Genomic DNA, 24399 nt, shown 5'->3' on the forward strand with positions numbered 1-24399 from the left:
GCCGAATAGGCCAGTTTCGCCCCATCCTGACGCTCAGGATGGGGTGAAACTGGCCTATTCGGGCTTCGCGGGCCGGCCGGAGCGCGAGCGAGCGGGCGGGCGCGAGCAGGCGGGCGGGCGCGAGCAGGCGGGCGCGAGCAGGCGGGCGCGAGCAGGCGGGCGGGCGCGGGATGGGGATGGGGATGATCCCGGAGACGCAAATGACGCGAGACATCTCGGAGATGTCTCGCGTCATGGTGTTCGTGGCGAGTGAGGGATTCGAACCCCCGAATGCTGAGCAGTCTGATTTACAGTCAGATCCCTTTGGCCGCTTGGGTAACTCGCCAGTGCACAGCGCGAAGCGCAAACGTGCAGGCTAGAGACTACCGACTTCCACCCGGTTTGTCGAAACGACCCGACGAACCGCCACGCTCGCGAGATTGTCGGCGGGCCTCGCTACCATGGACGGCATGGCAGATTCCTCGTTTGACGTCGTTAACAAGGTCGACAAGATGGAGGCGGACAACGCCGTCAACCAAGCGCAGAAGGAGCTCGAGACGCGCTACGACTTCAAGGGCGTCGGCGCCTCGGTCGATTGGTCTGGCGAGAAGCTCCTCCTCAAGGCCTCCAGTGAAGAGCGCGTGAAGGCGGTGCTCGATGTCCTGCAGACCAAGTTCATCAAGCGCGGCTTCTCGCTGAAGACGCTCGATGTCGGTGAGCCCTACGCCTCCGGCAAGGAGTACCGCATCGAGGCCTCCCTCAAGGAGGGCATCGACCAGCCGAGCGCGAAGAAGCTCACCAAGCTCATCCGCGACGAGGGCCCCAAGGGCGTCAAGGCGCAGATCCAGGGCGACGAGCTCCGCGTCTCCTCGAAGAGCCGCGACGACCTGCAGGCCACCATGGCACTGCTCAAGGCCGCCGACGTCGAGGTCGACCTCCAGTTCGTCAACCGCCGCTAGTGCCACCCGGGGTCGCAGGCGGCCGCGCCGGCTACGACCCGAGCACGACCGTCGGGGCGCTCATGCCGTGGTACCCAGAACTCGGTCTGACCGGGTTCTGGTTCGGGCTCGTGGCCACCATCTACGTGCTCATCATCGTCACGGCAGTAGTGGTCATCCCCCGCAACCGACGGCCCACGACAGCGCTCGCCTGGATCATCACGATCGTCCTCATCCCCTACGCCGGGGTGATCCTGTTCTTCCTGTTCGGCACCAACCAGCTGCCGACGAGGCGGCGACGCATGCAGGCGCAGGTCGACGGCATCATCCGCGATGCCACCGACCAGATCGCCCCGGCGGAGCGCGCCATCACACACCCCTCCTGGTTCGAGCAGGTCACGAAGCTCGGTGAGCACCTCACCGCGATCCCCCTCGCCGACGGCAACCGCCTCGAGCTCCACGGCAGCTACAACCGCTCCATCAGGCGCATGGCTCGGGAGATCGACCAGGCGGAGAGCTACGTCAACGTGCTCTTCTACGCCATGAGCCACGACGACGCCACCGCCCCCTTCTTCGACGCCCTCGAACGTGCCGTGCAACGTGACGTGAAGGTGCGGGTGCTTTTCGACCACATCGGCTCGATGCGGTACCGGGGCTACAAGAAGATGAAGCAGCGCCTCACCGAGATCGGCGCCGACTGGCACCGCATGCTGTCGCTGTACCCGTGGGAGGGCGGCATGCAGCGCGTCGACCTCCGCAACCATCGCAAGCTCCTCGTCGTCGACGGACGCACCGCCTACCTCGGCTCGCAGAACCTCATCTCCCGCGACTACCACCGTGGCCCCAAGCCCGGCACCGACTCCCTCAGGTGGAAAGACCTCATGCTCCGCATGGAGGGCCCCATGGTGACGGGAGTCAACGCCGTCTTCATCTCCGACTGGTACGCCGAGACGGAGGAGCTGCTCACCGACGTCTTCGAGAACGACCCCGTCACCCCCGAGCCCGACGAAGCGGAAGCAGAGATCGAAGCGGGCGACCAGGAAGACGTCTTCCCGTGCCAGCTCGTGCCGAGCGGGCCAGGCTACGAGAACGAGAACAACCTCCGCCTCTTCAATCAGCTGCTCTACGCGGCGAGAGAGCGCATCGTCATCGTCAGCCCCTACTTCGTGCCCGACGACTCGCTCATGTACGCCATCACGACGGCCGTGCAGCGAGGAGTGAGCGTCGAGCTCTTCGTCGGGGAGATCGCCGACCAGTTCTTCGTCTTCCACGCGCAGCGCTCCTACTACGAGGCGCTCCTCCGGGCCGGAGTGAAGATCATGCTGTACCGGCGCCCGTACATCCTCCACTCGAAGCACATCACCTTCGACGACTCCGTCACCCTCATCGGCTCCAGCAACATGGACATGCGCTCCTTCACCCTCAACGCCGAGCTCATGCTCATGGTGCACGGCGAGGAGTTCGTGAACCGGATGCGCGAGGTCGAGAACGGGTACCGGCAGCGCAGCTACGAGCTCACCCTCGAGGAGTGGCGGCAGCGACCGATCCTGACGCGAGCGCTCGACAACGTCGCACGCCTGACGAGCGTCATCCAGTAGGAACCCACTCGAGGTCGCACTTCTGGATCGAGGCCGCCCGAACGATCAGAAAGGGTCTTCAGCCGACGGCGAGCTCCCCCAGTTTCGCGCCGCGGTCAGAACGACCAATGCGACGCGGCTCAACCGCCGGCTGAAGTCGGTGCCCCGGACCGATTCAGGCCCGGGAATTTCTTCCGCTCTCTGCGCGTACTTCGAGCGTACGAGGTGAACCGTCGTTCCGCGATGGGGAGAACTCCCCTCTTTGCCAACAGGTGGCGGAAGCCCTATTCGCCGCGGGAAATCCGCGTCATCTCCTCGCGGTCCACGACTTTGATCCGCTCGCGACCAGCCGCCTCGCCGAGCGCGAGCTCGTGCGCATCCAGACGACGCCACCCCTCGAGGTCAGTGAACCGCACATCACGTGACTCGAGGAGCTGGATGATGGAGGCTTCGCTCGGGTCGGCCGGAGTCCACCAGTTGCCCTGGTCGGCAACGAGGTGCGTGACGGTCTCGAGCGCATCCGACTTCGTGTGCCCGATGAGGCCGATGGGGCCGCGCTTGATCCACCCGGTCGCGTACATGCCGTTCACCTGCTGGTTGTCGTCGTCCCACACCTGACCCTCGTGGTTCGGGATGACGCCGTGGTGCTCGTCGAAGGGAACCCCGGGAAGCGGCGAGCCGAAGTACCCGATGGCCCGGTAGACGGCCTGCACCGGGTACTCGATGAACTCGCCAGTACCCCGCACGCCACCCTCGGCGTCGGGCTCCGTGCGCTCGATGCGGATCGCGCGCACACGCTCACCCTCTGGGCCCTCCTCGGTGAGCACCGCATCCGGCTTCGAGTAGAAGTGAAGGTGCAGGCGCCGCGATGCGGTGAGCTCACGCTCGCCGCGCCACTTGCCCATGATCCGGCCGATGACCATGAGCTGCTTGTTGGTCTTCGCAAGCTCGGCCGCGGCTGGGTCACGGTCGAAGTCGTCCTCGTCGACGATGATGTCGACGTCAGGGATCTCACCGAGCTCGCGCAGCTCCAGGGGCGTGAACTTCACCTGCGCGGGCCCCCGACGCCCGAACACGTGCACATCCGTCACGGGGCTCGACTCGAGCCCGTCGACGACGTTCTGCGGCACCTCGGTGGACAGGAGGTCCTTGGGGTGCTTCGCGAGCATGCGGGCCACGTCGAGCGCGACGTTGCCGTTCCCGATCACGGCGATCTCCCGCGCCTCGAGCGGCCAGGTGCGCGGCACGTCGGGGTGCCCGTCGTACCAGTTCACGAAGTCGGCTGCGCCGAAGCTGCCGTCGGCCTCGATGCCGGGAATGTCGAGGGAGGCGTCGCGGATGGCTCCGGTCGAGAAGATCACCGCGTGGTAATGCTGCTTGAGGTCGTCGAGCGTGATGTCCTTGCCGAACTCGACCCCACCGAAGACCCGCATGACACCAGACTCGAGCACCTCGCGGAGGGCGTTGATGATGCCCTTGATGCGCGGGTGGTCCGGGGCCACGCCGTACCGGACGAGACCGTACGGCGCCGGCAGCTTGTCGAACAGGTCGATCGAGAGATCGAACTGCCGCTCCATCTTCTGCAGGATGTCTGCCGCGTAGATCCCGGCGGGTCCTGCGCCGACGATGGCAAGGCGGAGCGTGGTCACATGTCCTCCAGAAAAGGGGTCAGGGGGTGAGCTGTCTCGTGGACGGCTCGGTCAGCGGTCGCGGCTGACGACCTCTGCGGCGAAGCGCTCGAGGGCGTTCTTCGCGGGGCCGGCCTTGACCGGCCGCAGCGCCTCGACGGCGAGCGTCACCCAGTTCTGGGCCTCGTCGACCGTCAGCTGCGTCACGCGGTGCTCGCGGAGCTCGCGGATGATGCCTGAGATCTCCTCCTCGCTCGCGCGAGTCTCCTCCGGCTGCTCGTTGACGCCGGCGACCCTGGACCGGATGCGTTCCAGCAGGTCGCGGCTCACCTCGTCGGTCGCGGCCTGGCGCTCGAGCAGCAGCACGGGCAGCGTCTCGACGCCGGCTCGCAGATCCGTGCCGGCCAGCTTCCCCGTCGCGTCCGGGTTCTGCTGCAGGTCGATGACGTCGTCGGCGAGCTGGAAGGCGACGCCGACGCGCTCACCGTACTCGGCGAGCGCCGAGACGACGGACTCCGGTGCGCCGGACACGATCGCGCCGAACTGGGCTGCAGCGGAGATGAGGGAGCCGGTCTTGTCCGCGAGGACCCCGACGTAGTGGTCGATGCGGTCCACATCCGCGGCCGGCCCCGTCGTCTCGCGCATCTGGCCGAGCACGAGCCGCTCGAAGATCGTCGCCTGCAGGCGGACAGCGCGCAGGCCGAGCTCCGAGAAGAGGAGGCTCGAGCGGGCGAACAGCAGGTCGCCGGCGAGGATCGCGATGGAGTTGCCCCACTGCAGGTGCGCCGCGGCGACGCCTCGACGCAGCTCCGCCTCGTCCATGACGTCGTCGTGGTACAGCGAGGCGAGGTGGGTGAGCTCGACCGCGGCAGCCGCGGTGATGACCTCGTCCGACCCGGGGGTGTCGCCGAACTGCGAGGCGAGCACGGTGAGCATGGGGCGCAGGCGCTTGCCGCCGGCGTTGAGGAGGTAGCGGGCGGTGACGTCGGCGATCTCGTCGGCGTACTGGACTTCGGCGCGGAGACGAGTCTCGACCGCGGCCAATCCGGCGTCGAGGCGCTCGCGCAGCACGTCGGAGTTCGGACCGTCGAAGAGGTCGTCGGTTCCGCCCGGCACCACGGTGCTTCGCGCCTTCCGGCGCTGTTCGGTCTTGGGGAGCTCCACGCTCATGTCTCCTGGTGGTTCAGGTTCTCCGCTCGAAGGGGACCTTCGGGCGAACTTGGTTGGGGGTTCAGGCCGGCGCCCTGCCGGATTCCTGCTGGCGCGCCGCTCCCTAGCTCGGGACGCTGCCGGAGTCGGCGAGCGGGACGAATCCCTTGTGCAGGGCCACGACACCAGCGGTGAGGTTGCGGTACTTGACCCGCTCGAAGCCCGCCTCGCGCAGCCAGGACGCCAGCTCACGCTGCGCCGGCCAGGCGATGATCGACTCGTTCAGGTAGGTGTAGGCCTCAGGGTCGCTGCTCACGAGCTTCACGATGGTCGGCATCGCGATCTGCATGTAGGCGCGGTATCCCGTGCGGATGAGGGCCTGCGGCGGCGTCGAGAACTCGGCGATGACGAGGCGCCCGCCCGGCTTCGTGACGCGCAGCATCTCCTGGAGCGCGATCTTCGGCTGCTGCACGTTGCGCAGGCCGAAGCTCACGGTCGACGCGTCGAAGGTGTTGTCGTCGAAGGGGAGCTTGGTCGCGTCGCCCTGCACGAAGTCGATGTTCGGGTTCGCGCCGTGGATGCGCTTGCCCTCCTCGATCATGCCCGCGGAGAAGTCGAGAGCGGTGACCTTGGCGCCCGCGTCGGCGAGGACCTTGCTGACAGTGCCCGTCCCCGCTGCGACGTCGAGGATCTTCTCGCCGGGCTGCGGGGCGATGGCGTGCCGCGTCTGCACGCGCCAACGCGCTGCGTTGCCCATGCTCAAGATGTCGTTCGTCTCGTCGTATTTCTTGGAAACACGGTCGAACATCGACGACACTTGCTCGGGTCGCTTGTTCAGGTCGGCTTTTGTCACCAGATCATCCTACGTTGCGGCGCACGTCTCGCCCTGGCCGTGTTCCAGTGGATTGCTGGGGATAGTCTTGCCGTCGTGCCAGCTGTGATCCTCCCCCGCCTGCGCGCACGGACGATCGAGGTCCCCGATCCGGGCGATCTCCTCCGTTTCGCGTCGTCGACCTCCCCCCTCGTGTGGCTTCGTCAGGGCGATGGGGTCGTCGCCACAGGGAGTGCGTGGCGCGGCGAGTTCACAGGCGCGACGCGAATCCCGGACTCCGCCGCCGCCTGGCGCGACGTCGTGGGGGCAGCCGAGATCGACGATGCCGCCAAGGTGACGGGCTCTGGCCTCATCGCGTTCGGCGCGTTCGCGTTCGCCGCCGAATCCGGGGCGCGCAGCATCCTCGAGGTTCCCGAACTCGTCGTGGGGCGTCGAGGTGCGCGGTGCTTCGTGACGGCGATCACCGCCGACGGCTCGGCCCCGGAGCCGCGCCTCCCCGACGCTGCACCGCTCGGCGACATCGACGCCGCGGCGACGCTCACGGACGGCCTGATGTCCGGCGACGAGCACCGGCGCGCCATCGACCGAGCCCTCGACCTCATCCACACCGGTCACCTCTCGAAGGTCGTGCTAGCGCGCGAGCAGCGCGGCTCACTCCCGGAGGGCGCCGACCGCCGCCGCCTGATCGCGAGGCTCGCCTCGGCGTATCCGGAGTGCTGGACCTACGCCGTCGACGGGCTCACGGGCACAAGCCCGGAGACGCTCGTGCGTGTGCTCGAGCGTCAGGTCTCGGCGCGTGTGCTCGCCGGCACGGCGCCCCGCGGCAGCGACGAGGAGGCGGACGCGCGGGCCGAGGCGAGGCTGCGGCACAGCGAGAAGAACCTGGCAGAGCACCGCTTCGCCGTCGAGAGCGCGCTCACCTCGCTCGCGACCCTCGATACGCACGACGACCCGGGCACGGGCCTCACGAGCAGCCGCGTCCCCTTCACCCTCAAGCTCCCGAACCTGTGGCATCTCGCGAGCGATATCCGCGGCACCCTGCCTGCAGGGGTGACGGTGCTCGATCTCGTGGATGCACTCCACCCGACGGCGGCCGTCGGCGGCACCCCGACACCCACGGCCCTTGACGCGATCCTCGCCCTCGAGCCGTTCGACCGACAGCGCTATGCCGGCCCAGTCGGCTGGGTGGGCGCTGGCGGGGACGGCGAGTGGGCCGTCGCGTTGCGCGGTGCCGAGATCGACGCGAACGGGTCGATCACGGCGTACGCGGGCGGTGGCATCGTGGCGTCCTCGGATGCCTCAGACGAGTACCGCGAGACGCAGCTGAAGTTCCGTCCTATCGTGGAGGCGCTCCGCGGCGACAGCGCTGACGGGCCGCACGAGGGGGTCCTGCGATGACCGAGACTCCCAACAGCAATGCGGCCCTCGGCCGCACGGAGCTCCCAGAACTCGACCGGGTCGCGGCCGCCACGATGTGGGGCGCCTACCGTGCCGCCAATCCCGGTGCCGCCGCCGCCGCGCCCGAGTACTCGGTCGAGAACTTCGGCGACAGCGTCGAACTCGCCGATGAGCTGCTTGCACTGGTGACACACGGACCGAAGCGCGCTACCGCCGCACTCGTCGAGGAGTTCGCCGAGGAAGGCGAGCTGCTGCCCCGCATCGGCTCGCACTGGATCGCGTGCGATGGCCGGGGCAGGCCCGTCGTCGTCATCCGCAGCACGGAGCTGCGCGTCGGCCCCTTCGACAGCGTCGACGAGGCCTTCGCCTACGACGAGGGTGAAGACGACCGGAGCCTCGAGAGCTGGCGCCGGGAGCACCGGAGGTACTGGGAACGCACCCGGGCCGCGGTCGGTCGCGACTTCACGCCGGAGCACGAGGTCGTCTTCGAGCGGTTCAGCGTCGTCTGGCCGCCCGAGTTCGCAGACTGAGCTACGAGCTCTCGGCGAGACGCTGCTTCTCGGCCTCGACGTCGAAATCGGCGGCGGGCCACTGCAGGTCGAAGCCGCGTAGCGCATCCAGCAGCAGGCCCTTCACGACGAGGCGGGAGAACCATTTGCGGTCGGCGGGCACGCAGTACCAGGGCGAGGTCTGCGTCGACGTGCGCTGCAGCGCGATCTCGTAGGCCTCCTGGTACTGGTCCCAGAGCAGCCGCTCGTCGATGTCGCCAGGGTTGAACTTCCAGTGCTTGTCGGGGCGCTCGAGCCGCTCCGCGAGCCTCGCGCCCTGCTCTTGTTTCGAGATGTGCAGCATGACCTTGATGAGCTTGGTTCCGGATGCGGCGAGCTCGTTCTCGAAGTCGACGATGGCGCCGTAGCGGCGCTCGATCTCCTCTGGCGGCGCGAAGGAGCGGACGCGCTGGATGAGCACGTCCTCGTAGTGGGAGCGGTCGAAGACGCCGATCTTGCCTGCCGCGGGCAGCTGCTTGCGAACGCGCACGAGGAAGTCCTGCTCACGCTCCTCGTCCGTCGGCGCCTTGAAGGACGCGATCTGCACCCCCTGCGGGTCGACGCCCCCGATGACGTGACGCACGATTCCGCCCTTGCCGGACGTGTCCATGCCCTGCAGGAGCAGCAGCACGGACGGCGCCTCGAGACCAGCCCGCGAATTCGCGAACATGCGCTCCTGCAGCTCCGCGATCTCGTCGTCGTGCTCGGTGAACAGGGAGGCGGCGTCGGCTTTCTTGCCGGTGAATCCAGGGGTCGAGCGGGGGTCGAGCGCACCCAGATCGAAGTTCTCATCGACGCGCAGCACTGCAGCGTCTTCGGTGGTGAAGTGAGGCATGAGGACAGGCTAACGCCACCCACCGACGCTATGCTCTGCTCGCGCGAACAGCTTTCGCGACGGAGCGGAAGCGGCGCCCAGCAGAGGAGAAGCACATGGGCATCGAGAACATCACCGGCAAGGCGCAGGAGTTCCTCAAGGACCCGCGAGTCACCGAGGCGCTCAAGAGCGAGAAGGCCGAGGACATCAGCGACAAGATCCTCGACGGCGTCGCGAACGCCGCCCAGAAGGCGACCGGCGACAAGTTCACCGATCAGATCAAGGGTGCACGCGACGCGGCGGACAAGCAGATCGGCAACCAGTAGCTCGACGCCGACGCAGCCGCGCGCGGGAGTGGGCGCCCCAGCTTGAAGTGGCCTGGGCTCAGGAGCCCCCGCGCGTGGCTGCCGCTCGGAGCGGCGGCGCTACTCGCCGACGCGGGGCACAGCGATCGTGCCAGTCTGCGGATGCGTGGTCGGCATCCGGTCGCGCGCATACGTGATGCTCGAGTAGCCGTGCGGAACGGGATGCCCGTCATCGCCGAGGCTCACGAACACGATCTTCTCGATCGAGAGGATCGTGCGTCGTGTGATCATGTTGCGCACGACGGCGCGCATGGTCATCGACGTGCGGCCGAAGTGCGTCGCCACGAGCCCCATCTCGATGAGGTCGCCCTGCTGGGCGGAGGCCTCGAAGTTGATCTCCGAGATGTACTTGGTGACGCAGCGGTAGTTGCCGAGCTGGATGATCGCGTAGATCGCGGCCTCTTCGTCGATCCACCGCAGCAGGCTTCCGCCGAAGAGGGTGCCGTTCGCGTTCAGGTCCTCCGGTCGCACCCACTTGCGGGTGTGGAAGTTCATGTCTCCCTCGGCGGCGGCGCGCGTCTCGGGGTTGGGGGATGTGGGGGCCATCGTTTCTCCGCTGCTCAGGCCGGACAGTACACAGCAAGCATATGTCCTGACATTTGCTTCAGCCTCGGTGCAGAGGCACCTCGATGAGGACACGCTCGTACTCCCGCGAGACGAGCGCGCGTTCCAGGTCGGCACGTGTCTCGACGCGCAGGTAGCTCCAGCCGTACGCCTTGGCCAGAGCCTCGAGGTCGACCACGGTCGGCGTGTAGAGGACCCGTGCGTGCGCGGCGGCGGCGGCCGTGCGAGCCACCTCGAGATCGTCGAAGATCGTCCCCCCGCCGTCATTGCCGACGATGAGCTGCACGCGAGGCGACCACTCGCCCCCCTGTCCGACCAGCAGCGAAGAGGCGTCGTGGAGGAAGGTGAGATCGCCGATGAGCGCACGCGTCACGCCCCCCTGCGCGGAGACGGGGCCAGCGAGCTGGCTGCCCACGGCGACGCCGAGCGTCGTCGCGACGGTGCCGTCGATACCGGCGAGCCCCCGATTCGAGTGCACTCGCACGGGCTTGCCCGCGACGTGAGCATCGAGCACCCTGATGAGAGTGGACGCGCCGAGCACAAGCCGGTCATGGGGCCAGGTGGCGCTCCAGACAGCCTCGACCAGCATCCGCCTGTCGACCTTCGTGCGGGCGACAGCGAGTTCCTGCCTGGCGAATCGGCTGCGCACGGCCTTGTCGCTCGAACGTGACGCCTCGATGTCGGGCGCTGGCGGCTGCTCCGCTGACGCAGCGACGATCTCCCGACTCGCGAGCACCCACTCGCGCAGCCAGGAGCGCGACTCGGCACGGGACTCGGCGTCGCGGGCGGAGACGGGATGCACGCGCACGGCCTCGACGTGCGCCGCGACCGCGCGGCCGGGGTTGTAGGGCTCGCCGCCCGTCGACCCCACGACGACGGCGTGCACTCCCTCGCGAGCGATGAGCTGGGGAATCTCGCGGCTGAGCGTCGGGTGCCCGAACACGAGGACCCGCGTGATGGCGTCCCGGAGATCCGGCCGGGGGGAGCTCGCGCCGAGGAGCTGTCGGTACGCGAGCACGAGGTTGCGTCCGTACCGGGAGCCGCTCGACGCCTCGGCGATGAGCGGCCAGCCGCCGGCGTGGGCGACCTCCTCGGCCACTGGGCCGGCGCCAGCCCCGGCGATGACCAGCGTCCGCTGCCACTCGGCCGCGTCCACGTCGAGGACCCCGTCCGTATCGGCGGACTGGCTGGCCCCGGCGGCTCGGTCGCCGCCTGGAGCTTCGCCCGGGTCGACGCCCTCGGCCCACGCCTCGAGCGATGGAACGGCGACGCTCAGCGGGTCGCGGAAGGCGAGGTTCAGCTGCAGCGGTCCGGTCGTGGATGCTGCGCGCAGCGCGAGGCGCTCGGCCTCCGCCGATTCCGTGGGTGCCCCCGTCGGCGCATCCATCGCCTCGTGCACGATGTTGGGCCCGAAGATCCCGGGCTGCGTCGTGGCCTGGTTCGCCCCGATGCCGAGGAGCTCCTCCGGCCGGTCTGCGGTCACCGCGACAAGCGGCACTCCGGCGTGGAACGCCTCGAGCATGGCAGGGAGCAGGTTGGCGACGGCGGTTCCCGAGGTGGTGATGATGGGTACCGTGCGGGCGGTCTCCGCGGCCAGACCGAGAGCGAAGAAGCCGGCCGAGCGCTCGTCGATGCGCACGTGCAGGCGAACCGCGCCGACTCGCTCGAGCTCGGCCGCCACGAGGGCGAGTGCCTGTGAACGGGAACCGGGGCAGACCACAAGATCGGTGATGCCGAGGCGGACGAGGGAACCCAGGAAGTCCAGGCTGAAGTCGACCGCCGGGTTGCCGGTGCGAGGCATGCTCGCCCCGGGTGCAGGCGCACGCGACTCAGCGCCCACTGTGGGGCGCTGGGAGTTGGAGGCTTCGGTGTGGGCGTGCCGCTCAGGCACGGGGCGACCCGTCGCCCTGAGTCCAGTCGTCTTTGTGCTCGATGGGCTCTTCGTGCTCGCCGGGCTCGTCGTCGTTGGCGGCAGGCTTCTCGTGGCCCTTGCGGGGCTTCTTGCCGCCAGACTCGGGCTTCGCGGACTTCTCCGACTTCTCGCCGGACGATGCCTCGTCGTTCGCGTCCTCGAGTGCCGTCGCAACGCCACCCTCCGAGACCGGACCAGTCGGTGCTGCGGCCGGGAAATCGACGTCGTCGAGCGCCTGCAGCTCCTCCTCGAGCTTGCGGATGCGCTCATCGCTGTCGGACTCGATGCCGATCGAGCGCAGGAACGTCTCGTCATCGTCCGGGGTGGTCTGCACCGGTTTCGCGGCCGCCGCGTTGCCGCGGACCTTGCCGAAGAAGAGCCAGAGGAGGGGACCGACGACGGGGACCAGCAGCACGACGACGACCCAGACGGGCTTCGGGAGTGCGCGCGTGCGCTTTGCGTCCGTCATCGCGCAATCGACCACGGCGAAGATCGTCACCGCGACGACGATGACTGCGGCAGTAATGAGGAGGCGAGACATGGTCCCCCGAGGATACGCGACTTGCCTCCGCCCGACCTGGTGATGCCTTCGCCCTCCGCGAACCGTGCTCGGTGCGAGTGCCGGGCGGACACCGGGCGTTCAGGGAGTCGGTGAGGCGCGCATCCGCCTCGCTCGTAGAATTGAGGGATGAACTCGAAGCGCGCCTGGCTCGTCTACTCCGTCATCAGACTGCTCGCGTTCGCGATCCCGTTCGCGGTTGTCATGCTGGCCCTGCCCACATGGCAGTGGAGCTGGCTCGCGGGAGCTCTTGTCGGCGCCATCATCAGCGCCTGCATCTCGGTGATCTTCCTGCGCGGCACCCGCCAGAAGATGGGCGACGACCTGCAGCGCCTCAGCGAGCGCAAGGACGCGCGCACCGCGGATGACAAGCTCGAGGACGCGGCCCTCGACGGCGAAGCGGGCCCAGCCTCCGCTGCCGCTGCCGAGGCAGACGTCGACACAGCTCCAGAGGCTGTCGACGTCACGGACGCAGGAACAGACGCGGACGCAGATGCAGACGCGGAGTCACACGAGCTCACCGCAGCCGAGCAGGCGGAGGCACCAGACAGCTCCGACGAGCCGGATGCTCCGAAGGGCACCCGACCGAGCGTCAACTAGCGCACATACCCGCTGAAGACGATACCGAGGCCGAGCAGGAGAGCGTAGGCCAAGGTCGCGAAGCTCGTGAGCATCAGAGCGAGGATGAGCTCTCGCGGCTTGCGGGCCGTCGACGCGATGAGCACGGCCGGTGCCGCCAGCAGCAGGGCGAAGAAGGTGAAGACCGCGTTGCGGTACGCGATGGCGAAGAAGATCGCGAGGACAAACGGCGCCAGCGTGAAGACGCCGAACAGCCACCGCGACACGACCGGACCGACGAGCACGGCGAGCGTGCGCTTGCTCGCGAGACGGTCCTGCTCGATATCGCGGATGTTGTTGACCATGAGCACAGCGCACGCGAAGAGGCCGACCGCCGTCGCCATGATCCACACGTTCGTGGAGACGCTCCCGATCTGCACGAACGTCGTGCCAGCGGTCGCCACGAGACCGAAGAAGACGAACACGAACACTTCGCCGAGGCCCGCGTAGCCATACGGACGCTTGCCGCCCGTGTAGTACCAGGCGGCGATGATCGCGGCGGCACCGACGGCGAGCAGCCACCAGTGCCCTGAGGTCACCACCAGGAAGAGGCCGGCGAGTGCGCCGAGGCCGAAGAAGATGAACGCCACGAGCCTCACGCGCTTCGGCTCGACCAGGCCAGAGCCGGTGAGCCTGGCCGGCCCGACCCGGAAGGCGTCGGTGCCGCGGATGCCGTCGGAGTAGTCGTTGGCGTAGTTCACGCCGATCTGCAGGCACAGCGCAACCGCAAGGCAGGCGAGGGCGCGGACCCAGTGGTACTGGCCGGGCTCGCCGTCGACGATGGCACCGGCAGTGCCGAGCAGCACCGGAGCGATCGCCAGCGGAAGCGTCCGCAGACGCGCACCCGCGATCCAGGCGCGCGCATCCAGCTTGCGCACCTCCCTCGCCTTCGGCCGTGGCCGCTGCGTCGGGTTCGCCTGCTGCTGCTTCCGCTGTCTGTGCTTCTGTTTCTGCGCCACGGAGCGATTCTAGAGGGCGGCGCAGGGCCGCATCCCTGCGACGCCGGCTGGCGCACCCCAGAAGCGAGCTCTCCAGCACGTTCCCCGGTCAGCATCGCGGTGGCACTATGAGACCACCACCTCCCCGTCCCGATCGACGTCCGCTCGACAGGAGATCCATGACTTCCCGATCACGCCTGCGCGCGGCCGCCGGCTGCGTCGCGGCCGCATGCATTGCGCTGCTCGCGCCTTCCGGCGCCCTCGCGGCGCCCCTCGGCGATGCGACGGTGAACGGAGGCACCCAGGCGCGCGAGTACATCGCGCTGGGTGACTCGTATTCCTCGGGCTTCGGGCTCGTCCCGTTCAGCGAGGAGCCCGCCGCCGGCTGCTTCCAGGCGCTCGCGAACTACCCGCACCGCGTCGCCGATTCGCTCGGCCTGGCCCTCGACGACCGCACGTGCAGCGGCGCCGTGACTGCCGACATCCGCGACACCGAGCAGGTCACCGCATCCGGCGCGAGCGCACCAGTGCAGTCGGCGAGCCTCTCCGCGACGACGGAGTTCGTCACCCTGTCGATCGGCGGCAACGACCTCGAGTTCTCGGACATCGCCGCCTCCTGTGTTGCCGCGAGCTCCCTCGGCCCCCTCGTCGCCGACCAGACCGTCCCCAACTGCCGATCGCAGTACGTCGTCGACGGAGGGGGCATCGAGGTCGACGCCCTGAAGGACCGCATCGACTCGCTCATCGCCCCCGCGCTGGCCTCGACGTTCGCCCTCATCGCCGAGAAGGCGCCGAACGCCGACATCGTCGTCGTCGGATACCCCGCCATCACACCCGACCCCACGAACACGCCGGTCGGTGGATGCTTCTCCCCCGCCTTCACCTCGGCGGGCTACCCGGAGAACTCCTTCCCGTTCACCGACGTCGACACCGCGTACCTGCACGAAACAGAAGTCCACCTCGACGAGGCCATAAAGACGGCGGCCGAGGCCAGCGGCGCCACCTTCATCTCCACGTTGAAGGCGACCTCCGCCCACTCCGCATGCTCGACCACGGCGCCTTACATGAACGGCATCACGGTAGAACCCGGCGAGGGAGCGTCGACCACGCCGGGCGCAGCTCTCAAGCTCGGCGCGCTCCACCCCAACGAGGCCGGTGTCGCCTACCTCGCGGAGACCGTCGGGGCGGAGCTGCAGGCGCTCCTCGGGCCGGGCACGCCCGAGACGACCACGCCGACTGCGACAGCGACGGCGACCGCGACCGCCACCGATCAGCCGGCGGACACGGCTGCGACCACGGCCACGCCGGCAGCACCACTCGTCATCGCCGGTGTTCTGGTCCTCGTCGGAGCCGGTATCGCCACGACGATCATCCTCCGCCGGCGCTCGGCCGCAGCCAGACGCCCCCCGGAGCACGACACCGAGGCCTGACGCGGCCCACAGGGTCGATCGGCAGCCGGCGCTCAGCCCTCGCCGACTCCGCGGGCGAGCCCCGCGACCAGGCGCTCCAGCGATCGACGGTCTGGCTTCCCGCTGGGCAGGTAAGGGATGCGCCGTGCAAGCACGAGCAGCGCCGGGCGAGCCGCACGGCCGGCGGCCCCCGTCGCCTCGCGAACAGACTGCCAGCGCTCGTCGCCCGCGAGCGCACGCGCGCCCAGCAACGCCGCCTCGGCCCCGGGAGGGGGCCCGTCAAGCGCCCAGCCGGAAGCCTCCACCACAAGCGCGGGCACCTGCCCCCACTCCTCGGACGGTGCGGGAACGACAACCGCGTCGGTGAGGCCGCGCAGCTGCCGCACAATGCCCTCGACCCGATCGAGGAGCACCTTCTCACCCCCGGAGACGATGACATTGTCGAGGCGGCCGGTCACCACGAGCCGCTCTCGGCCCGTGGCCTCATCACGCTCGAAGCGTCCGCCGTCGCTCGTGCGATACCAGCGCTCGCCGCCATCTTCGACGAAGGCCTCCGCCGTGCGGCGCGGGTCACCAAGGTAGCCGGCCGCGAGCACGGGACCAGCCAGCTGCACCTCACCATCGCGGATGCGCATCCGCACCCCGTCGAGCGGCTCACCGTTGTAGAGGCTCCCGCCGCTCGTCTCGCTCGACCCGTAGCTCGTCGCGACGTTCCAGCCGAGAGCCTCGGCCCGCGAGCGAAGCGCGGGCGGCAGCGACTGCCCGCCGACAAGAATGGCGTCGAAGCGAGCAACCGTATCCGCGACCGCAGGAGACGCATCGAGCAGGCGCGCCAGCTGAGCGGGCACCAGTGAGACGTATCGCCGCTCGGCAGTCAGCTCCGAGGCAGCGCGCGCGAACCCTTCAGCCGTGAAATGCTCATCGCCCAGCACGACGGGCTCCGTCCCGGCCAGGATCGACCGCATGAGCACCTGGGCGCCCGCCACGTACGACGCAGGCAGTGTCAGAAGCCACTGGCGAGTGGGCTCAGCCGCACGCGCCCTCCCGAACAGCAGGTCGAAGCGCGCGTACGTCGCCGCAGCGGATGCGCGCAGCGCGTCTCCGGTGAGCATGACGCGCTTGGGCTCCGCCGTCGACCCGCTCGTCTCGATCACCAGCACGACGCCCTCCGGCACGGCGCCGAGCGCCTCACCGGCCAGGCCAGGACCGCCCGACAACAGCGCCTCCGCCGGCAGCTGCGTGGGCAGCACGGCAGGACCTGCGCCGCTCAGCGCGCTCCGGAGCGCGGCCGTGACCGCGGACGCGTCACGCGCATCCACGCGGACCAGCGGACGCGTGCCGCCGACTCCGAGCTCAGCGCCCACGTCGAAGCCCCCGCTCCAACGAGACGCCAGGGATCCGCGACGTCAGAACTGCCACGGGAACGGCGACCAGTCCGGTTCGCGCTTCTCGAGGAACGAATCCCGACCCTCGACCGCCTCATCCGTGCCGTAGGCCAGGCGGGTCGCCTCGCCAGCGAACACCTGCTGCCCGACAAGCCCGTCGTCGACCGCATTGAAGGCGAACTTCAGCATGCGGATAGCCGTGGGCGACTTCGTCAGGATCGTCTCCGCCATGCGAACGGCCTCGACCTCGAGCTCCGCGTGCGGCACGACCCGGTTGACGGTGCCCATCTCCATGGCGCGGTCCGCCGAGTACTCCTCGGCGAGGAAGAACACCTCGCGCGCGAACTTCTGCCCGACCTGCTTCGCGAAGTACGCGGAGCCGTAGCCGGCGTCGAACGACCCGACATCCGCATCCGTCTGCTTGAACTTCGCGTGCTCACGCGACGCGATCGACAGGTCGCACACCACGTGCAGCGAATGCCCGCCACCAGCGGCCCAGCCGGGAACGACCGCGATGACCACCTTCGGCATGAAGCGGATGAGCCGCTGCACCTCCAGGATGTGCAGCCGACCGTTGCGGGCCGAGTCGATGGTGTCGCGCGTCTCCCCGTCGGCGTACTTGTAGCCGTCACGACCGCGGATGCGCTGGTCGCCGCCCGAGCAGAACGCCCACCCGCCGTCCTTCGGGCTCGGACCGTTGCCCGTGAGCAGCACCACGCCGATGCGCGGGTTCATGCGCGCATCGTCGAGGGCACGCGCGAGCTCATCGACCGTCTGCGGGCGGAACGCGTTGCGCACCTCGGGCCGGTTGAACGCGACGCGGGCGATGCGACCCGTCAGATCCTGGTGGTAGGTGAGATCGGTGAGCTCCTCGAAGCCCGGGACGGTGCGCCAGCGCTCGGCGTCGAAGAGTTCGGAGACGAAGGCAGTCATGCCATAACGCTATCCGACGAGCGGGCAGGGTCCTGCGGGGGGCGTGAGCCCGCGGAGTCCGCGCCTTCAGGTGTGGCTCGCTACCAGAGGGGCGGCGCGACGGGGAGGGTGCCGCCGTTCGCCATCAGCTGGATGATCGTGTTGCCGACCAGCCATGCAGGGGGTGCCCCGAACGGCAGTCCGAGGATGATCGCGAAGATCGCCGCACCCCTGGCACTGTTGAAGATGATTCCCCAGAGGGCCATCGCGATCGTCAGGAAGCCCGCGATGCCGGCCGTGAGCAGCCACATCTCGATCTCGAACTTGCGGTCGATGCCGAACAGGTTCGAGGCGTAGAAGAAGACGAAGACGTCGGCGAGCACCGTGATGAGCACGCCGAGGAGCGCCCAGTGGCCGGCCGACCAGCGTCTCGGGTTGAAGGCGATCTCGTACCAGGTGCGCTGCACGAGCGAGCCGTGCCGATACTGCGGCTTCCCGTACCCGAGCCTGCCCAGGCCGCCCGTCGAGGCGACTCGTGGGGGGCGGTGCTCTCCCGAGCCGGAGCTGACGAGGGCGTCACCGAAGTCCTCGTCGGCCGGCGGAGGGCTGAAGCGAGGTGCGGGGCTGGAGAGGTTCGTAGACATAGGAGTTTGCGTCCGGCATGACCGATCGATGCCTCAGCCTAGCGCGATCCGCGCCGAACGTCCCCAGCCGGTGAGACCTTCCCGGGACCGCGCGAGACAATGGCGGCATGCAGCTGCCCGAGATCGACGAGCTCCTCGACCGCACGCACATCGTGACGCTTCCCCTCGTGACCCGGTTCCGTGGGGTGGATGCACGCGAGGTGGCGATCATCCGCGGCACCGTCGCGTGGAGCGAGTTCTCGCCGTTCCTCGAGTACGGCGACACGGAAGCCGCGAACTGGCTGCGCGCCGCGATCGAGTTCGGCTTCGATGAGACCCTCGAGCGTCACGCGGACGGCGAGATCTGGGTCAACGCGACCGTGCCCGCCGTCGAGGTGTCCGCGCTCGACGGCGTGCTCGCGCGCTTCGACGGCTGCCGAACGGCCAAGGTCAAGGTCGCCGAGCGAGGGCAGACGCTCGCCGACGACGTCGCCCGGGTGGCCGGCGTGCGCGAGCGCCTCGGCGCGGATGCGCGACTGCGGATCGACGCGAACGGTGGCTGGTCGGTCGACGAGGCCATCACGGCGCTCCGGGCTCTCGCTCGCTTCGGCCTGGAGTACGCGGAGCAGCCGTGCGCGACGACCGCCGAGCTCGGCGAGCTCAGGCGCCGCCTGCGGGACGCGGGTATCGAGGTGCCCGTTGCCGCCGACGAGTCCATCAGGAAGGCCGAGGACCCCCTGGAGGTCGCGCGTCTCGGCGCGGCTGACGTGGTCGTCGTGAAGATGCAGCCCCTCGGCGGGGTCCGCCGCGCAGTCGACATCGTCGAGTCTGCTGGGCTTCCCGCGACCGTGTCGAGCGCCCTCGACTCCTCGGTCGGCATCGCGATGGGAGCACAGCTCGCCGCAGCCCTGTCAGCGCCGCGCCACGACGCGGGCCTCGGAACGGCGTCGCTGCTCGCGGAAGACGTCGTGATCGAGCCACTCCGCCCGCGCGCCGGGCGCATCCCGCTCGCCCCCGTCACGGTCGACGAAGCCGCACTCGAGCGGCTCGCGTCGCCCGCCGAACGGCAGGAGTGGTGGAGGGAGCGCCTCCGCCGCTGCCACGCCCTCCTCGCCGGAGGGTCTGCTCAGATCCCCGAGTAGGCGTGCAGTCCCTTGAAGAACACGTTGACGACGCCGAAGTTGAACATGACCGTCGCGAAGCCCGCGATGGCAAGCCACGCCGACGGCGTTCCGCGCCAGCCGCGCGTGGCACGAGCGTGGATGTATCCCGCGTAGACCACCCAGATGATGAAGGTCCACACTTCCTTGGTGTCCCAGCCCCAGTAGCGGCCCCAGGCGCGCTCAGCCCAGACGGCGCCCGCCATGAGGGTGAAGGTCCAGAGGATGAAGCCGATGATGTTGATGCGGTACGCGAGGTTCTCGAGGCGCACCGCGTCTGGCAGCGCCGAGAGGAGCTTGAGCTTCGTGGGCAGGCCGGCACGCACGCGCGCAACTCGACGAGTCTGCAGGAGCTGCGCGGCGCTGAGGCCCGCGCCGATCGCGAGGCAGCCGGTCGCGAGAGACGCGACGAACACGTGGATGACGAGCCACACCGACTGCAGGGCGGGGGCAAGCGGCACGACATCGACGTAGAAGCCGAGCGTGGCGATGCCAAGCGTGATGACGGTGAAGCCCGTGATGAAGGTGCCGAGGAAGCGCACGTCGGCCCAGAAACGGGCGAGGAGGAAGACGAGCACGATGAGGAGCGTTGAGGTCATCGAGAACTCGAACATGTTCGACCACGGCACCCGATCTGCGGCGATGCCACGCAGGGTGGTCGCCGCGAGGTGCACGACGAACGCGGCGATGGTCAGCCACATCGCGATGCGCAGCGACGGCGTCGCGCGAGTGTCGCGCCAGGCGTCGCCCGACTCGGTGCGGGTGGATGCGAGAGACACCGAACTCGCGGGGTCTTCCGTCGTGTAGCTGGCCGGCTCGGACACGTCGCGGTCTGCCGCGACACCGTCGTGCGCCGCTGCTCCTACCGGGGCTGCCGCGCCGACGAGTGCGTTGCGGCGCGCGGCGGTCGCTCCGACCGCAGACTGCCGTTCGGAGCGTTCGGCTGCGCGTGCGCTGCGACCGGCCAGGTCCATGGCGAACGCGATGAACGCGATCGAGTACACCGCCATCGCGACGTAGAGGAGCAGGTTCGACCAGCTGGACAGCGTTTCGATCATGGAGCTTCCTGAGTGGGAGAAGAGGCGAGCGCCGCGCCTTGGTTGCCGGCGCCAGATGGTGAGCTTTGGGTGGCCTCGGACCCTCGAGGTGCCCCGGCGGCGCGGGCCGGCGACGCAGGTTCCGCTAAGCCTACGATTTTTCTCGTGTGGGCGTCGAGGAGATCGTTGACCGAGGCGGCCAGCTGGGGGTCGTCTCCACGCGCGAGGCCCGCGTACTCGACGAGCACGGTGCCGTCGGAGCGGGTCGTGGCCTTCACCCAGAGGCGGCGCCTCGGCACGAGCAGTGAGGTGAAGAGGCCGCCGATGATGAGGATCGCGAAGATGAGCACCGGTATCTGCGTCGGGTCCTCGTGCACGTCGAAGGACGCGTAGCGGGGAACCTCGCCGAGCTCGATCGTGCCGAGGCCGTTCGGCAGCTCGGCGGTCTCACCCGGCCGGAGCTCGATGGGCTTGAAGTCGAGGTCGCGCGCCGCGATGGGCGTGAGCGTATCCGTGTCGAGCGTGTACACGGACCTCGGGACCCCGTCGTCGAGGCCGAGGTCACCCGAGTAGACGTTCAGCGTCAGCATCGGGTCGCGGAGGTCGGGATGGTTCGAGGTGAGTGCACCCGACTCGAGTTCGACGGCTGAGGGGTAGAAGAAGCCGAGCATGCCGATCTGCTCGTCGAGCCCATCCGGGACCTTCACGACGCCCATTGAGGTCAGGAAGGAGTCCTGCGGGAGGAACGGGACGAAGTCGGAGAAGACCTCGTTGCCGTCCGGGTCGCGCACCGTGATCTCGGGGGCGTACCCGTTGCCGAGAAGGTAGCTGTCGGTGCCGGCGAAACGAAGCGGGTCGTTGACGCGCACCGTCTCGGTCTTCGGTTCGCCGCCCGGCGTGTTGACGGTGACGTTCGCCGCGTAGTCGGTGGCCTGCCCGATGGCGTTCTGGTTCTCCTCCTCGTAGGTGATGTCGAAGGAGTCGAGGCGCATCGAGAACGGCGCGAGCACGTCGGGCGTGAAGAAGCGTCCGGGGTTGAAGGACGAGTAGCTGACGAGGCCGTTCACGAACGTCTGGCCCTCGACGAGCACACGCTGCCCGGACCAGGTGAAGCCGCCGCCGATGCCGACGGCGACGATGATGCCGACCATGGCCGAGTGGAAGACCAGGTTGCCTGTCTCCCGCAGGTAGCCGCGCTCCGCGGACACTGAGATGCCGCGCTTGCCGTCATCGAAGATGACGGTGCGGTACTTCTTGTCGCGCAGCAGCTTGGCGGCTTCATCGATGACGGCGCCGCGCTTGGGGTCGAGCGACGAGTCGAGGACCTGTGTGGAGTAGGCGTCGAGCCGCGAGAGCCGCGCGGGAGTCTTCGGCGGCTTCGAGCGCAGCGCATCCCAGTGGTGCTTGATGCGCGGGATGATGCAGCCGATGAGCGAGACGAAGAGCAGCAGGTAGATCGCCGTGAACCACGGGGAGCTGTACACGTCGAACATGCCGATGTCGTCGAGGAACGGCGCGATGTCCGGGTACGTGTCCTGGTAGACGATAACCCCGTTGGGGTCGCTCGAGCGCTGCGGCACCAGCGAGCCGGGTACGGCGGCGATGGCGAGCAGCAGCAGGAGGAGGAGCGCGGTGCGCATGCTCGTGAGCTGACGCCAGGCCGTGCGGAGCCAGGCGACGAGCGCAGATGCGCGGCCGGGCTTCTTGATGTCGCCCGGCTTCGTCGGCATGCTCGCACGCGCGGCGCCTGATGCGGTCTTCTTCGGTTCGCGGTCGCGGGCTTCGAAGCCGTCTTTCCCCGCGTCGAAGTGGTCAGAGGGCCGGGACATAGCCGCCGATCGTCGCCGCGAACGCGGACATGAAGTGCTGCCAGACGCCGATCACCATGAGGAACCCGATGAGGATGAGGATGCCGCCGCCGACGAGGTTGATGGTGCGGATGTGCTTGCGCACCCAGTTGATGCCCGTCGTCACGCGGCCGATGCCGAGCGCCACGAGGATGAACGGGAGGCCGAGGCCGATGCAGTAGAAGAACGCGAGGAGCGCTCCGCGGCCGGGGGACGCGAACTGGTAGCTGAGGGAGTTGATCGCGATGAGCGTGGGACCGAGGCACGGGACCCAACCGACGCCGAAGACGATGCCGAGGAGGGGCGCCCCGAGCAGGCCGGACGGCGCGAACTTCATGCGTGCCGTGCGCTGCATGAACGACACCTGGCCGATGAACACGACGCCCATGACGATGACGACGACGCCGAGCACCCGCATGATGACGCCCTGGTACTGGATGAGCCAGAACCCGAGCAGCCCGGAGGCCGCCCCGGAGAGGACGTAGACGACGGTGAAGCCGAGCACGAACAGAGCCGCGCCGAACGCGACTCGGCCGCGTCCGGTTGTGAGACGGGCGAGCAGGCCCCGTTTCGCTTCGGGCTGGTCGTCTGGCCGAGAGGCGGGCTCGGCTGCGGTTGCAGGGCCGGAGCTGGCTCCGACGCTCTGGCGCGCAGGAACCTTGGCCGGCGCATCCTGTGCCACTGCGCCGACGAGTCCGAGGTAGCCGGGCACGACCGGCAGCACGCACGGCGAGGCGAAGGAGATGAGGCCGGCCAGGACGGCGAGCGGGATCGCGAGGAGGAGCTGGCCGCTCACGATCGTCTCGCCCACCGCGCTGCCGGGGGCGATCGCCGTCAGCGCGGAGGAGGCGAGCAGGGGGGTCGTCACTTGCTGCTCTCTGCGAGCGTGTCGGTGATCATGGAGTTCAGGATCGAGGGGTCGATCGGCCCGCGGATGACGGAAGCGACCCGGCCCTCGGCGTCAAGCACGAGCGTGGACGGGATGGCCTGGGGAGGCACGTTGTCGGCGAAGGCGAGTCGCACACTCGCGTCGTCGACGTCGAGGATCGACGGGTACGTGATGCCCTGCGTCTCGGCGAAGGTCTTGGCGGTCGCCGCCTGGTCGTAGATGTTGACGCCGACGAACTTCACGCCGTCGTCTTCGTGCTCTTCCCAAGCTGCCTGAAGGTCGGGGGCCTCGAGGCGGCAGGGCGGGCAGGAGGCGTACCAGAAGTTGACGACGGTGACGGAGCCCGCGAGGTCTTCGCTGGAGAGCTCGTCTCCGAACTCGGTGACGCCGCCGAACTGGATCGGGTCCTGTCGTTCACCTTCCGGGAAGATCTCGTAGCTGCCGTCGCCCGCGACGTAGCCCTGATCTCCCCCGGCGGCGTAGTCCTGGGCGAGCGGCTCGTCTCCGGAGCAGGCCGCGAGCGCCAGCATGGCGGCGACCCCCGCCGTCGCGAGGGCTGCACGGAGGGTTCGGGGAAAGCGCGACGTCTTCACGCTCTCTGAGCGGATGGTCACACGGCTCCCTCATCGGTGGCGGCGCCGAGTTCGTGCGCCGCCGGTTCGCGGTAGTCGGCTTCCACGAAGCCGGTTGCGGGGTGGTACTCCAGCGTCGTGATGCTCGAGAGCGAGCACCGCCGGTGCTTCGGGTTGTGCGCGAGCGCCTCCTTCGAGAGCGCGCGGTGCACCATCCAGATCGGCAGCTGGTGAGAGACCACGATAACATCGCCGCCATCTGCCAGCTCGGCCCCGTCGAGCACGGCCTCTCGCATGCGGGCGACGATGGACTTGTACGCCTCGCCCCAGCTGGGGCGCAGGGGGTTCACGAGCTTCGGCCACGAGCCCGGGCGACGAAGGGCTCCGTATCTGCCCGTCATCCGCCGCCCCTCGAACGCGTTCGTCGGCTCGATGACGCGCTCGTCGATGACGGGCTCGAGGCCGAACAGCTCGGCGATGGGCGCAGCCGACTCGCGGGTGCGCTGCAGCGGGGAGACGACGAGACGGGTGGCGGGAACAGCCCGGGCATGCAGGTCCTCGGCTGTGACGCGCGCCATTCGCGCGCCGAGCTCGGAGAGGCCGAAGCCAGGGAGGCGCCCGTAGAGGAGCCCGTTGGGGTTTTCGACCTCGCCGTGGCGGACGAGGTGGATTCGCTGTGCCGCCATGCGCTCCAGTCTACGAACCGCCACCGACACTGAGGCACAGGATGCGCGTCCGCCCCCCAA

The 24399-nt window shown here is 68.9% G+C and carries 24 protein-coding genes and 1 tRNA gene; 8 read left to right on the forward strand and 17 right to left on the reverse strand.

Annotated elements, in window-relative coordinates; all coding sequences use genetic code 11:
- Positions 1 to 243: 243 nt before the first annotated feature.
- Positions 244 to 325: transfer RNA gene (locus GV007_RS12400), tRNA-Tyr, on the reverse strand.
- A gap of 124 nt (positions 326 to 449) precedes the next feature.
- Here GV007_RS12400 and GV007_RS12405 point away from each other — a divergent pair.
- Both GV007_RS12405 and cls read left to right on the forward strand, forming a co-directional pair.
- Positions 450 to 938 carry a YajQ family cyclic di-GMP-binding protein gene (locus GV007_RS12405; RefSeq protein WP_104307651.1) on the forward strand — a complete coding sequence of 163 codons (489 nt, stop codon included), beginning with the start codon at positions 450 to 452 and terminating at the stop codon, positions 936 to 938.
- 62 nt (positions 939 to 1000) lie between these two features.
- On the forward strand, positions 1001 to 2515 hold the full coding sequence (cls, locus tag GV007_RS12410) for a cardiolipin synthase (protein ID WP_160074266.1): 1515 nt from the start codon (positions 1001 to 1003) through the stop codon (positions 2513 to 2515).
- A gap of 263 nt (positions 2516 to 2778) precedes the next feature.
- On the opposite strand, the gene GV007_RS12415 is transcribed toward cls, so the two are convergent.
- The 3 genes from GV007_RS12415 to GV007_RS12425 all read right to left on the reverse strand — a co-directional run bounded on the left by GV007_RS12415 (position 2779) and on the right by GV007_RS12425 (position 6124).
- On the reverse strand, positions 2779 to 4143 hold the full coding sequence (locus GV007_RS12415) for an FAD-dependent oxidoreductase (protein WP_160072975.1): 1365 nt from the start codon (positions 4141 to 4143) through the stop codon (positions 2779 to 2781).
- A 51-nt stretch (positions 4144 to 4194) separates the two neighbouring features.
- Positions 4195 to 5292 (reverse strand): polyprenyl synthetase family protein, encoded by a 1098-nt coding sequence (locus tag GV007_RS12420; RefSeq protein WP_160072977.1) that lies wholly within the window; start codon positions 5290 to 5292, stop codon positions 4195 to 4197.
- Positions 5293 to 5395: 103 nt separating this feature from the next.
- Positions 5396 to 6124, reverse strand: a complete 729-nt coding sequence (locus GV007_RS12425; RefSeq protein WP_160072979.1) for a class I SAM-dependent methyltransferase — start codon at positions 6122 to 6124, stop codon at positions 5396 to 5398.
- Between the two features lie 75 nt (positions 6125 to 6199).
- Here GV007_RS12425 and GV007_RS12430 point away from each other — a divergent pair, with 75 nt between their 5' ends.
- Together GV007_RS12430 and GV007_RS12435 are read left to right on the forward strand one after the other, a co-directional pair.
- Complete coding sequence (locus tag GV007_RS12430; protein ID WP_328809474.1) at positions 6200 to 7501, forward strand: isochorismate synthase; 1302 nt, start codon at positions 6200 to 6202, stop codon at positions 7499 to 7501.
- Positions 7498 to 8031, forward strand: a complete 534-nt coding sequence (locus tag GV007_RS12435) for an ASCH domain-containing protein (protein ID WP_236558487.1) — start codon at positions 7498 to 7500, stop codon at positions 8029 to 8031. The genes GV007_RS12430 and GV007_RS12435 overlap by 4 nt, the downstream gene beginning before the upstream one ends.
- 1 nt (position 8032) lies before the next feature.
- On the opposite strand, the gene GV007_RS12440 is transcribed toward GV007_RS12435, so the two are convergent.
- The gene (locus GV007_RS12440) at positions 8033 to 8884 is read right to left on the reverse strand and encodes a PPK2 family polyphosphate kinase (protein ID WP_160072981.1); all 852 of its coding nucleotides are present in this window, start codon (positions 8882 to 8884) and stop codon (positions 8033 to 8035) included.
- A gap of 95 nt (positions 8885 to 8979) precedes the next feature.
- On the opposite strand from GV007_RS12440, the gene GV007_RS12445 reads away from it, so the two are divergent.
- Positions 8980 to 9189, forward strand: coding sequence for an Rv0909 family putative TA system antitoxin (locus tag GV007_RS12445; RefSeq protein WP_160072983.1), 210 nt, complete (start codon positions 8980 to 8982; stop codon positions 9187 to 9189).
- 99 nt (positions 9190 to 9288) lie between these two features.
- Here GV007_RS12445 and GV007_RS12450 read toward each other — a convergent pair whose 3' ends face one another.
- The 3 genes from GV007_RS12450 to GV007_RS12460 all read right to left on the reverse strand — a co-directional run bounded on the left by GV007_RS12450 (position 9289) and on the right by GV007_RS12460 (position 12245).
- Positions 9289 to 9774, reverse strand: coding sequence for an acyl-CoA thioesterase (locus tag GV007_RS12450; protein ID WP_104243423.1), 486 nt, complete (start codon positions 9772 to 9774; stop codon positions 9289 to 9291).
- 58 nt (positions 9775 to 9832) lie between these two features.
- Entirely contained in the window at positions 9833 to 11593 is a 1761-nt protein-coding gene (gene menD / locus GV007_RS12455; RefSeq protein ID WP_160072985.1) for a 2-succinyl-5-enolpyruvyl-6-hydroxy-3-cyclohexene-1-carboxylic-acid synthase, read from the reverse strand.
- Between the two features lie 82 nt (positions 11594 to 11675).
- Positions 11676 to 12245 (reverse strand): PLDc N-terminal domain-containing protein, encoded by a 570-nt coding sequence (locus GV007_RS12460; protein ID WP_160072987.1) that lies wholly within the window; start codon positions 12243 to 12245, stop codon positions 11676 to 11678.
- Positions 12246 to 12392: 147 nt separating this feature from the next.
- Here GV007_RS12460 and GV007_RS12465 point away from each other — a divergent pair, with 147 nt between their 5' ends.
- Entirely contained in the window at positions 12393 to 12863 is a 471-nt protein-coding gene (locus GV007_RS12465) for a DUF4229 domain-containing protein (protein ID WP_160072989.1), read from the forward strand.
- Here the strand turns inward: GV007_RS12465 and GV007_RS12470 are convergent.
- The gene (locus GV007_RS12470; RefSeq protein ID WP_160072991.1) at positions 12860 to 13840 is read right to left on the reverse strand and encodes a 1,4-dihydroxy-2-naphthoate polyprenyltransferase; all 981 of its coding nucleotides are present in this window, start codon (positions 13838 to 13840) and stop codon (positions 12860 to 12862) included. The two genes, GV007_RS12465 and GV007_RS12470, sit on opposite strands and share 4 nt — an antisense overlap.
- A gap of 158 nt (positions 13841 to 13998) precedes the next feature.
- On the opposite strand from GV007_RS12470, the gene GV007_RS12475 reads away from it, so the two are divergent.
- On the forward strand, positions 13999 to 15249 hold the full coding sequence (locus GV007_RS12475) for an SGNH/GDSL hydrolase family protein (protein ID WP_160072993.1): 1251 nt from the start codon (positions 13999 to 14001) through the stop codon (positions 15247 to 15249).
- Positions 15250 to 15281: 32 nt separating this feature from the next.
- Here GV007_RS12475 and GV007_RS12480 read toward each other — a convergent pair whose 3' ends face one another.
- The 3 genes from GV007_RS12480 to GV007_RS12490 all read right to left on the reverse strand — a co-directional run bounded on the left by GV007_RS12480 (position 15282) and on the right by GV007_RS12490 (position 18169).
- A complete protein-coding gene (locus GV007_RS12480; RefSeq protein ID WP_160072995.1) occupies positions 15282 to 16592 on the reverse strand; it encodes an AMP-binding protein in 1311 nt (436 codons plus the stop codon).
- A gap of 42 nt (positions 16593 to 16634) precedes the next feature.
- A complete protein-coding gene (locus GV007_RS12485) occupies positions 16635 to 17546 on the reverse strand; it encodes a 1,4-dihydroxy-2-naphthoyl-CoA synthase (RefSeq protein WP_160072997.1) in 912 nt (303 codons plus the stop codon).
- Positions 17547 to 17626: 80 nt separating this feature from the next.
- Positions 17627 to 18169 (reverse strand): hypothetical protein, encoded by a 543-nt coding sequence (locus GV007_RS12490; protein ID WP_160072999.1) that lies wholly within the window; start codon positions 18167 to 18169, stop codon positions 17627 to 17629.
- Between the two features lie 107 nt (positions 18170 to 18276).
- Between GV007_RS12490 and GV007_RS12495 the strand changes: the two genes are divergently transcribed.
- The gene (locus tag GV007_RS12495; RefSeq protein WP_160073001.1) at positions 18277 to 19290 is read left to right on the forward strand and encodes an o-succinylbenzoate synthase; all 1014 of its coding nucleotides are present in this window, start codon (positions 18277 to 18279) and stop codon (positions 19288 to 19290) included.
- Here GV007_RS12495 and ccsB read toward each other — a convergent pair.
- The 5 genes from ccsB to GV007_RS12520 are packed head-to-tail and all read right to left on the reverse strand — an operon-like array spanning position 19275 to position 24339.
- Complete coding sequence (gene ccsB / locus GV007_RS12500) at positions 19275 to 20366, reverse strand: c-type cytochrome biogenesis protein CcsB (protein ID WP_160073003.1); 1092 nt, start codon at positions 20364 to 20366, stop codon at positions 19275 to 19277. The two genes, GV007_RS12495 and ccsB, sit on opposite strands and share 16 nt — an antisense overlap.
- Complete coding sequence (resB, locus tag GV007_RS12505; protein WP_160073005.1) at positions 20363 to 22174, reverse strand: cytochrome c biogenesis protein ResB; 1812 nt, start codon at positions 22172 to 22174, stop codon at positions 20363 to 20365. Before resB ends, ccsB begins: the two co-directional genes overlap by 4 nt.
- Positions 22158 to 23060 (reverse strand): cytochrome c biogenesis CcdA family protein, encoded by a 903-nt coding sequence (locus GV007_RS12510; RefSeq protein WP_268893491.1) that lies wholly within the window; start codon positions 23058 to 23060, stop codon positions 22158 to 22160. The genes resB and GV007_RS12510 overlap by 17 nt, the downstream gene beginning before the upstream one ends.
- On the reverse strand, positions 23057 to 23695 hold the full coding sequence (locus GV007_RS12515) for a TlpA family protein disulfide reductase (protein ID WP_236558488.1): 639 nt from the start codon (positions 23693 to 23695) through the stop codon (positions 23057 to 23059). Before GV007_RS12515 ends, GV007_RS12510 begins: the two co-directional genes overlap by 4 nt.
- Positions 23692 to 24339, reverse strand: coding sequence for a histidine phosphatase family protein (locus GV007_RS12520; RefSeq protein ID WP_160073007.1), 648 nt, complete (start codon positions 24337 to 24339; stop codon positions 23692 to 23694). Before GV007_RS12520 ends, GV007_RS12515 begins: the two co-directional genes overlap by 4 nt.
- Between the last annotated feature and the right edge of the window lie 60 nt (positions 24340 to 24399).

Source organism: Pseudoclavibacter sp. 8L, from assembly GCF_902506465.1.
Classification (GTDB): domain Bacteria; phylum Actinomycetota; class Actinomycetes; order Actinomycetales; family Microbacteriaceae; genus Pseudoclavibacter.

What these genes read in the sequence shown, in the direction of transcription:
- GV007_RS12405 (WP_104307651.1), top strand. Translation starts at nt 450, where the DNA reads ATGGCAGATTCCTCGTTTGACGTCGTTAACAAGGTCGACAAGATGGAG.
- cls (WP_160074266.1), top strand. Translation starts at nt 1,001, where the DNA reads ATGCCGTGGTACCCAGAACTCGGTCTGACCGGGTTCTGGTTCGGGCTC.
- GV007_RS12420 (WP_160072977.1), bottom strand. Translation starts at nt 5,292, where the DNA reads ATGAGCGTGGAGCTCCCCAAGACCGAACAGCGCCGGAAGGCGCGAAGC.
- GV007_RS12435 (WP_236558487.1), top strand. Translation starts at nt 7,498, where the DNA reads ATGACCGAGACTCCCAACAGCAATGCGGCCCTCGGCCGCACGGAGCTC.
- GV007_RS12440 (WP_160072981.1), bottom strand. Translation starts at nt 8,884, where the DNA reads ATGCCTCACTTCACCACCGAAGACGCTGCAGTGCTGCGCGTCGATGAG.
- GV007_RS12445 (WP_160072983.1), top strand. Translation starts at nt 8,980, where the DNA reads ATGGGCATCGAGAACATCACCGGCAAGGCGCAGGAGTTCCTCAAGGAC.
- GV007_RS12450 (WP_104243423.1), bottom strand. Translation starts at nt 9,774, where the DNA reads ATGGCCCCCACATCCCCCAACCCCGAGACGCGCGCCGCCGCCGAGGGA.
- menD (WP_160072985.1), bottom strand. Translation starts at nt 11,593, where the DNA reads ATGCCTCGCACCGGCAACCCGGCGGTCGACTTCAGCCTGGACTTCCTG.
- GV007_RS12460 (WP_160072987.1), bottom strand. Translation starts at nt 12,245, where the DNA reads ATGTCTCGCCTCCTCATTACTGCCGCAGTCATCGTCGTCGCGGTGACG.
- GV007_RS12465 (WP_160072989.1), top strand. Translation starts at nt 12,393, where the DNA reads ATGAACTCGAAGCGCGCCTGGCTCGTCTACTCCGTCATCAGACTGCTC.
- GV007_RS12475 (WP_160072993.1), top strand. Translation starts at nt 13,999, where the DNA reads ATGACTTCCCGATCACGCCTGCGCGCGGCCGCCGGCTGCGTCGCGGCC.
- GV007_RS12485 (WP_160072997.1), bottom strand. Translation starts at nt 17,546, where the DNA reads ATGACTGCCTTCGTCTCCGAACTCTTCGACGCCGAGCGCTGGCGCACC.
- GV007_RS12490 (WP_160072999.1), bottom strand. Translation starts at nt 18,169, where the DNA reads ATGTCTACGAACCTCTCCAGCCCCGCACCTCGCTTCAGCCCTCCGCCG.
- GV007_RS12495 (WP_160073001.1), top strand. Translation starts at nt 18,277, where the DNA reads ATGCAGCTGCCCGAGATCGACGAGCTCCTCGACCGCACGCACATCGTG.
- ccsB (WP_160073003.1), bottom strand. Translation starts at nt 20,366, where the DNA reads ATGATCGAAACGCTGTCCAGCTGGTCGAACCTGCTCCTCTACGTCGCG.
- resB (WP_160073005.1), bottom strand. Translation starts at nt 22,174, where the DNA reads ATGTCCCGGCCCTCTGACCACTTCGACGCGGGGAAAGACGGCTTCGAA.
- GV007_RS12520 (WP_160073007.1), bottom strand. Translation starts at nt 24,339, where the DNA reads ATGGCGGCACAGCGAATCCACCTCGTCCGCCACGGCGAGGTCGAAAAC.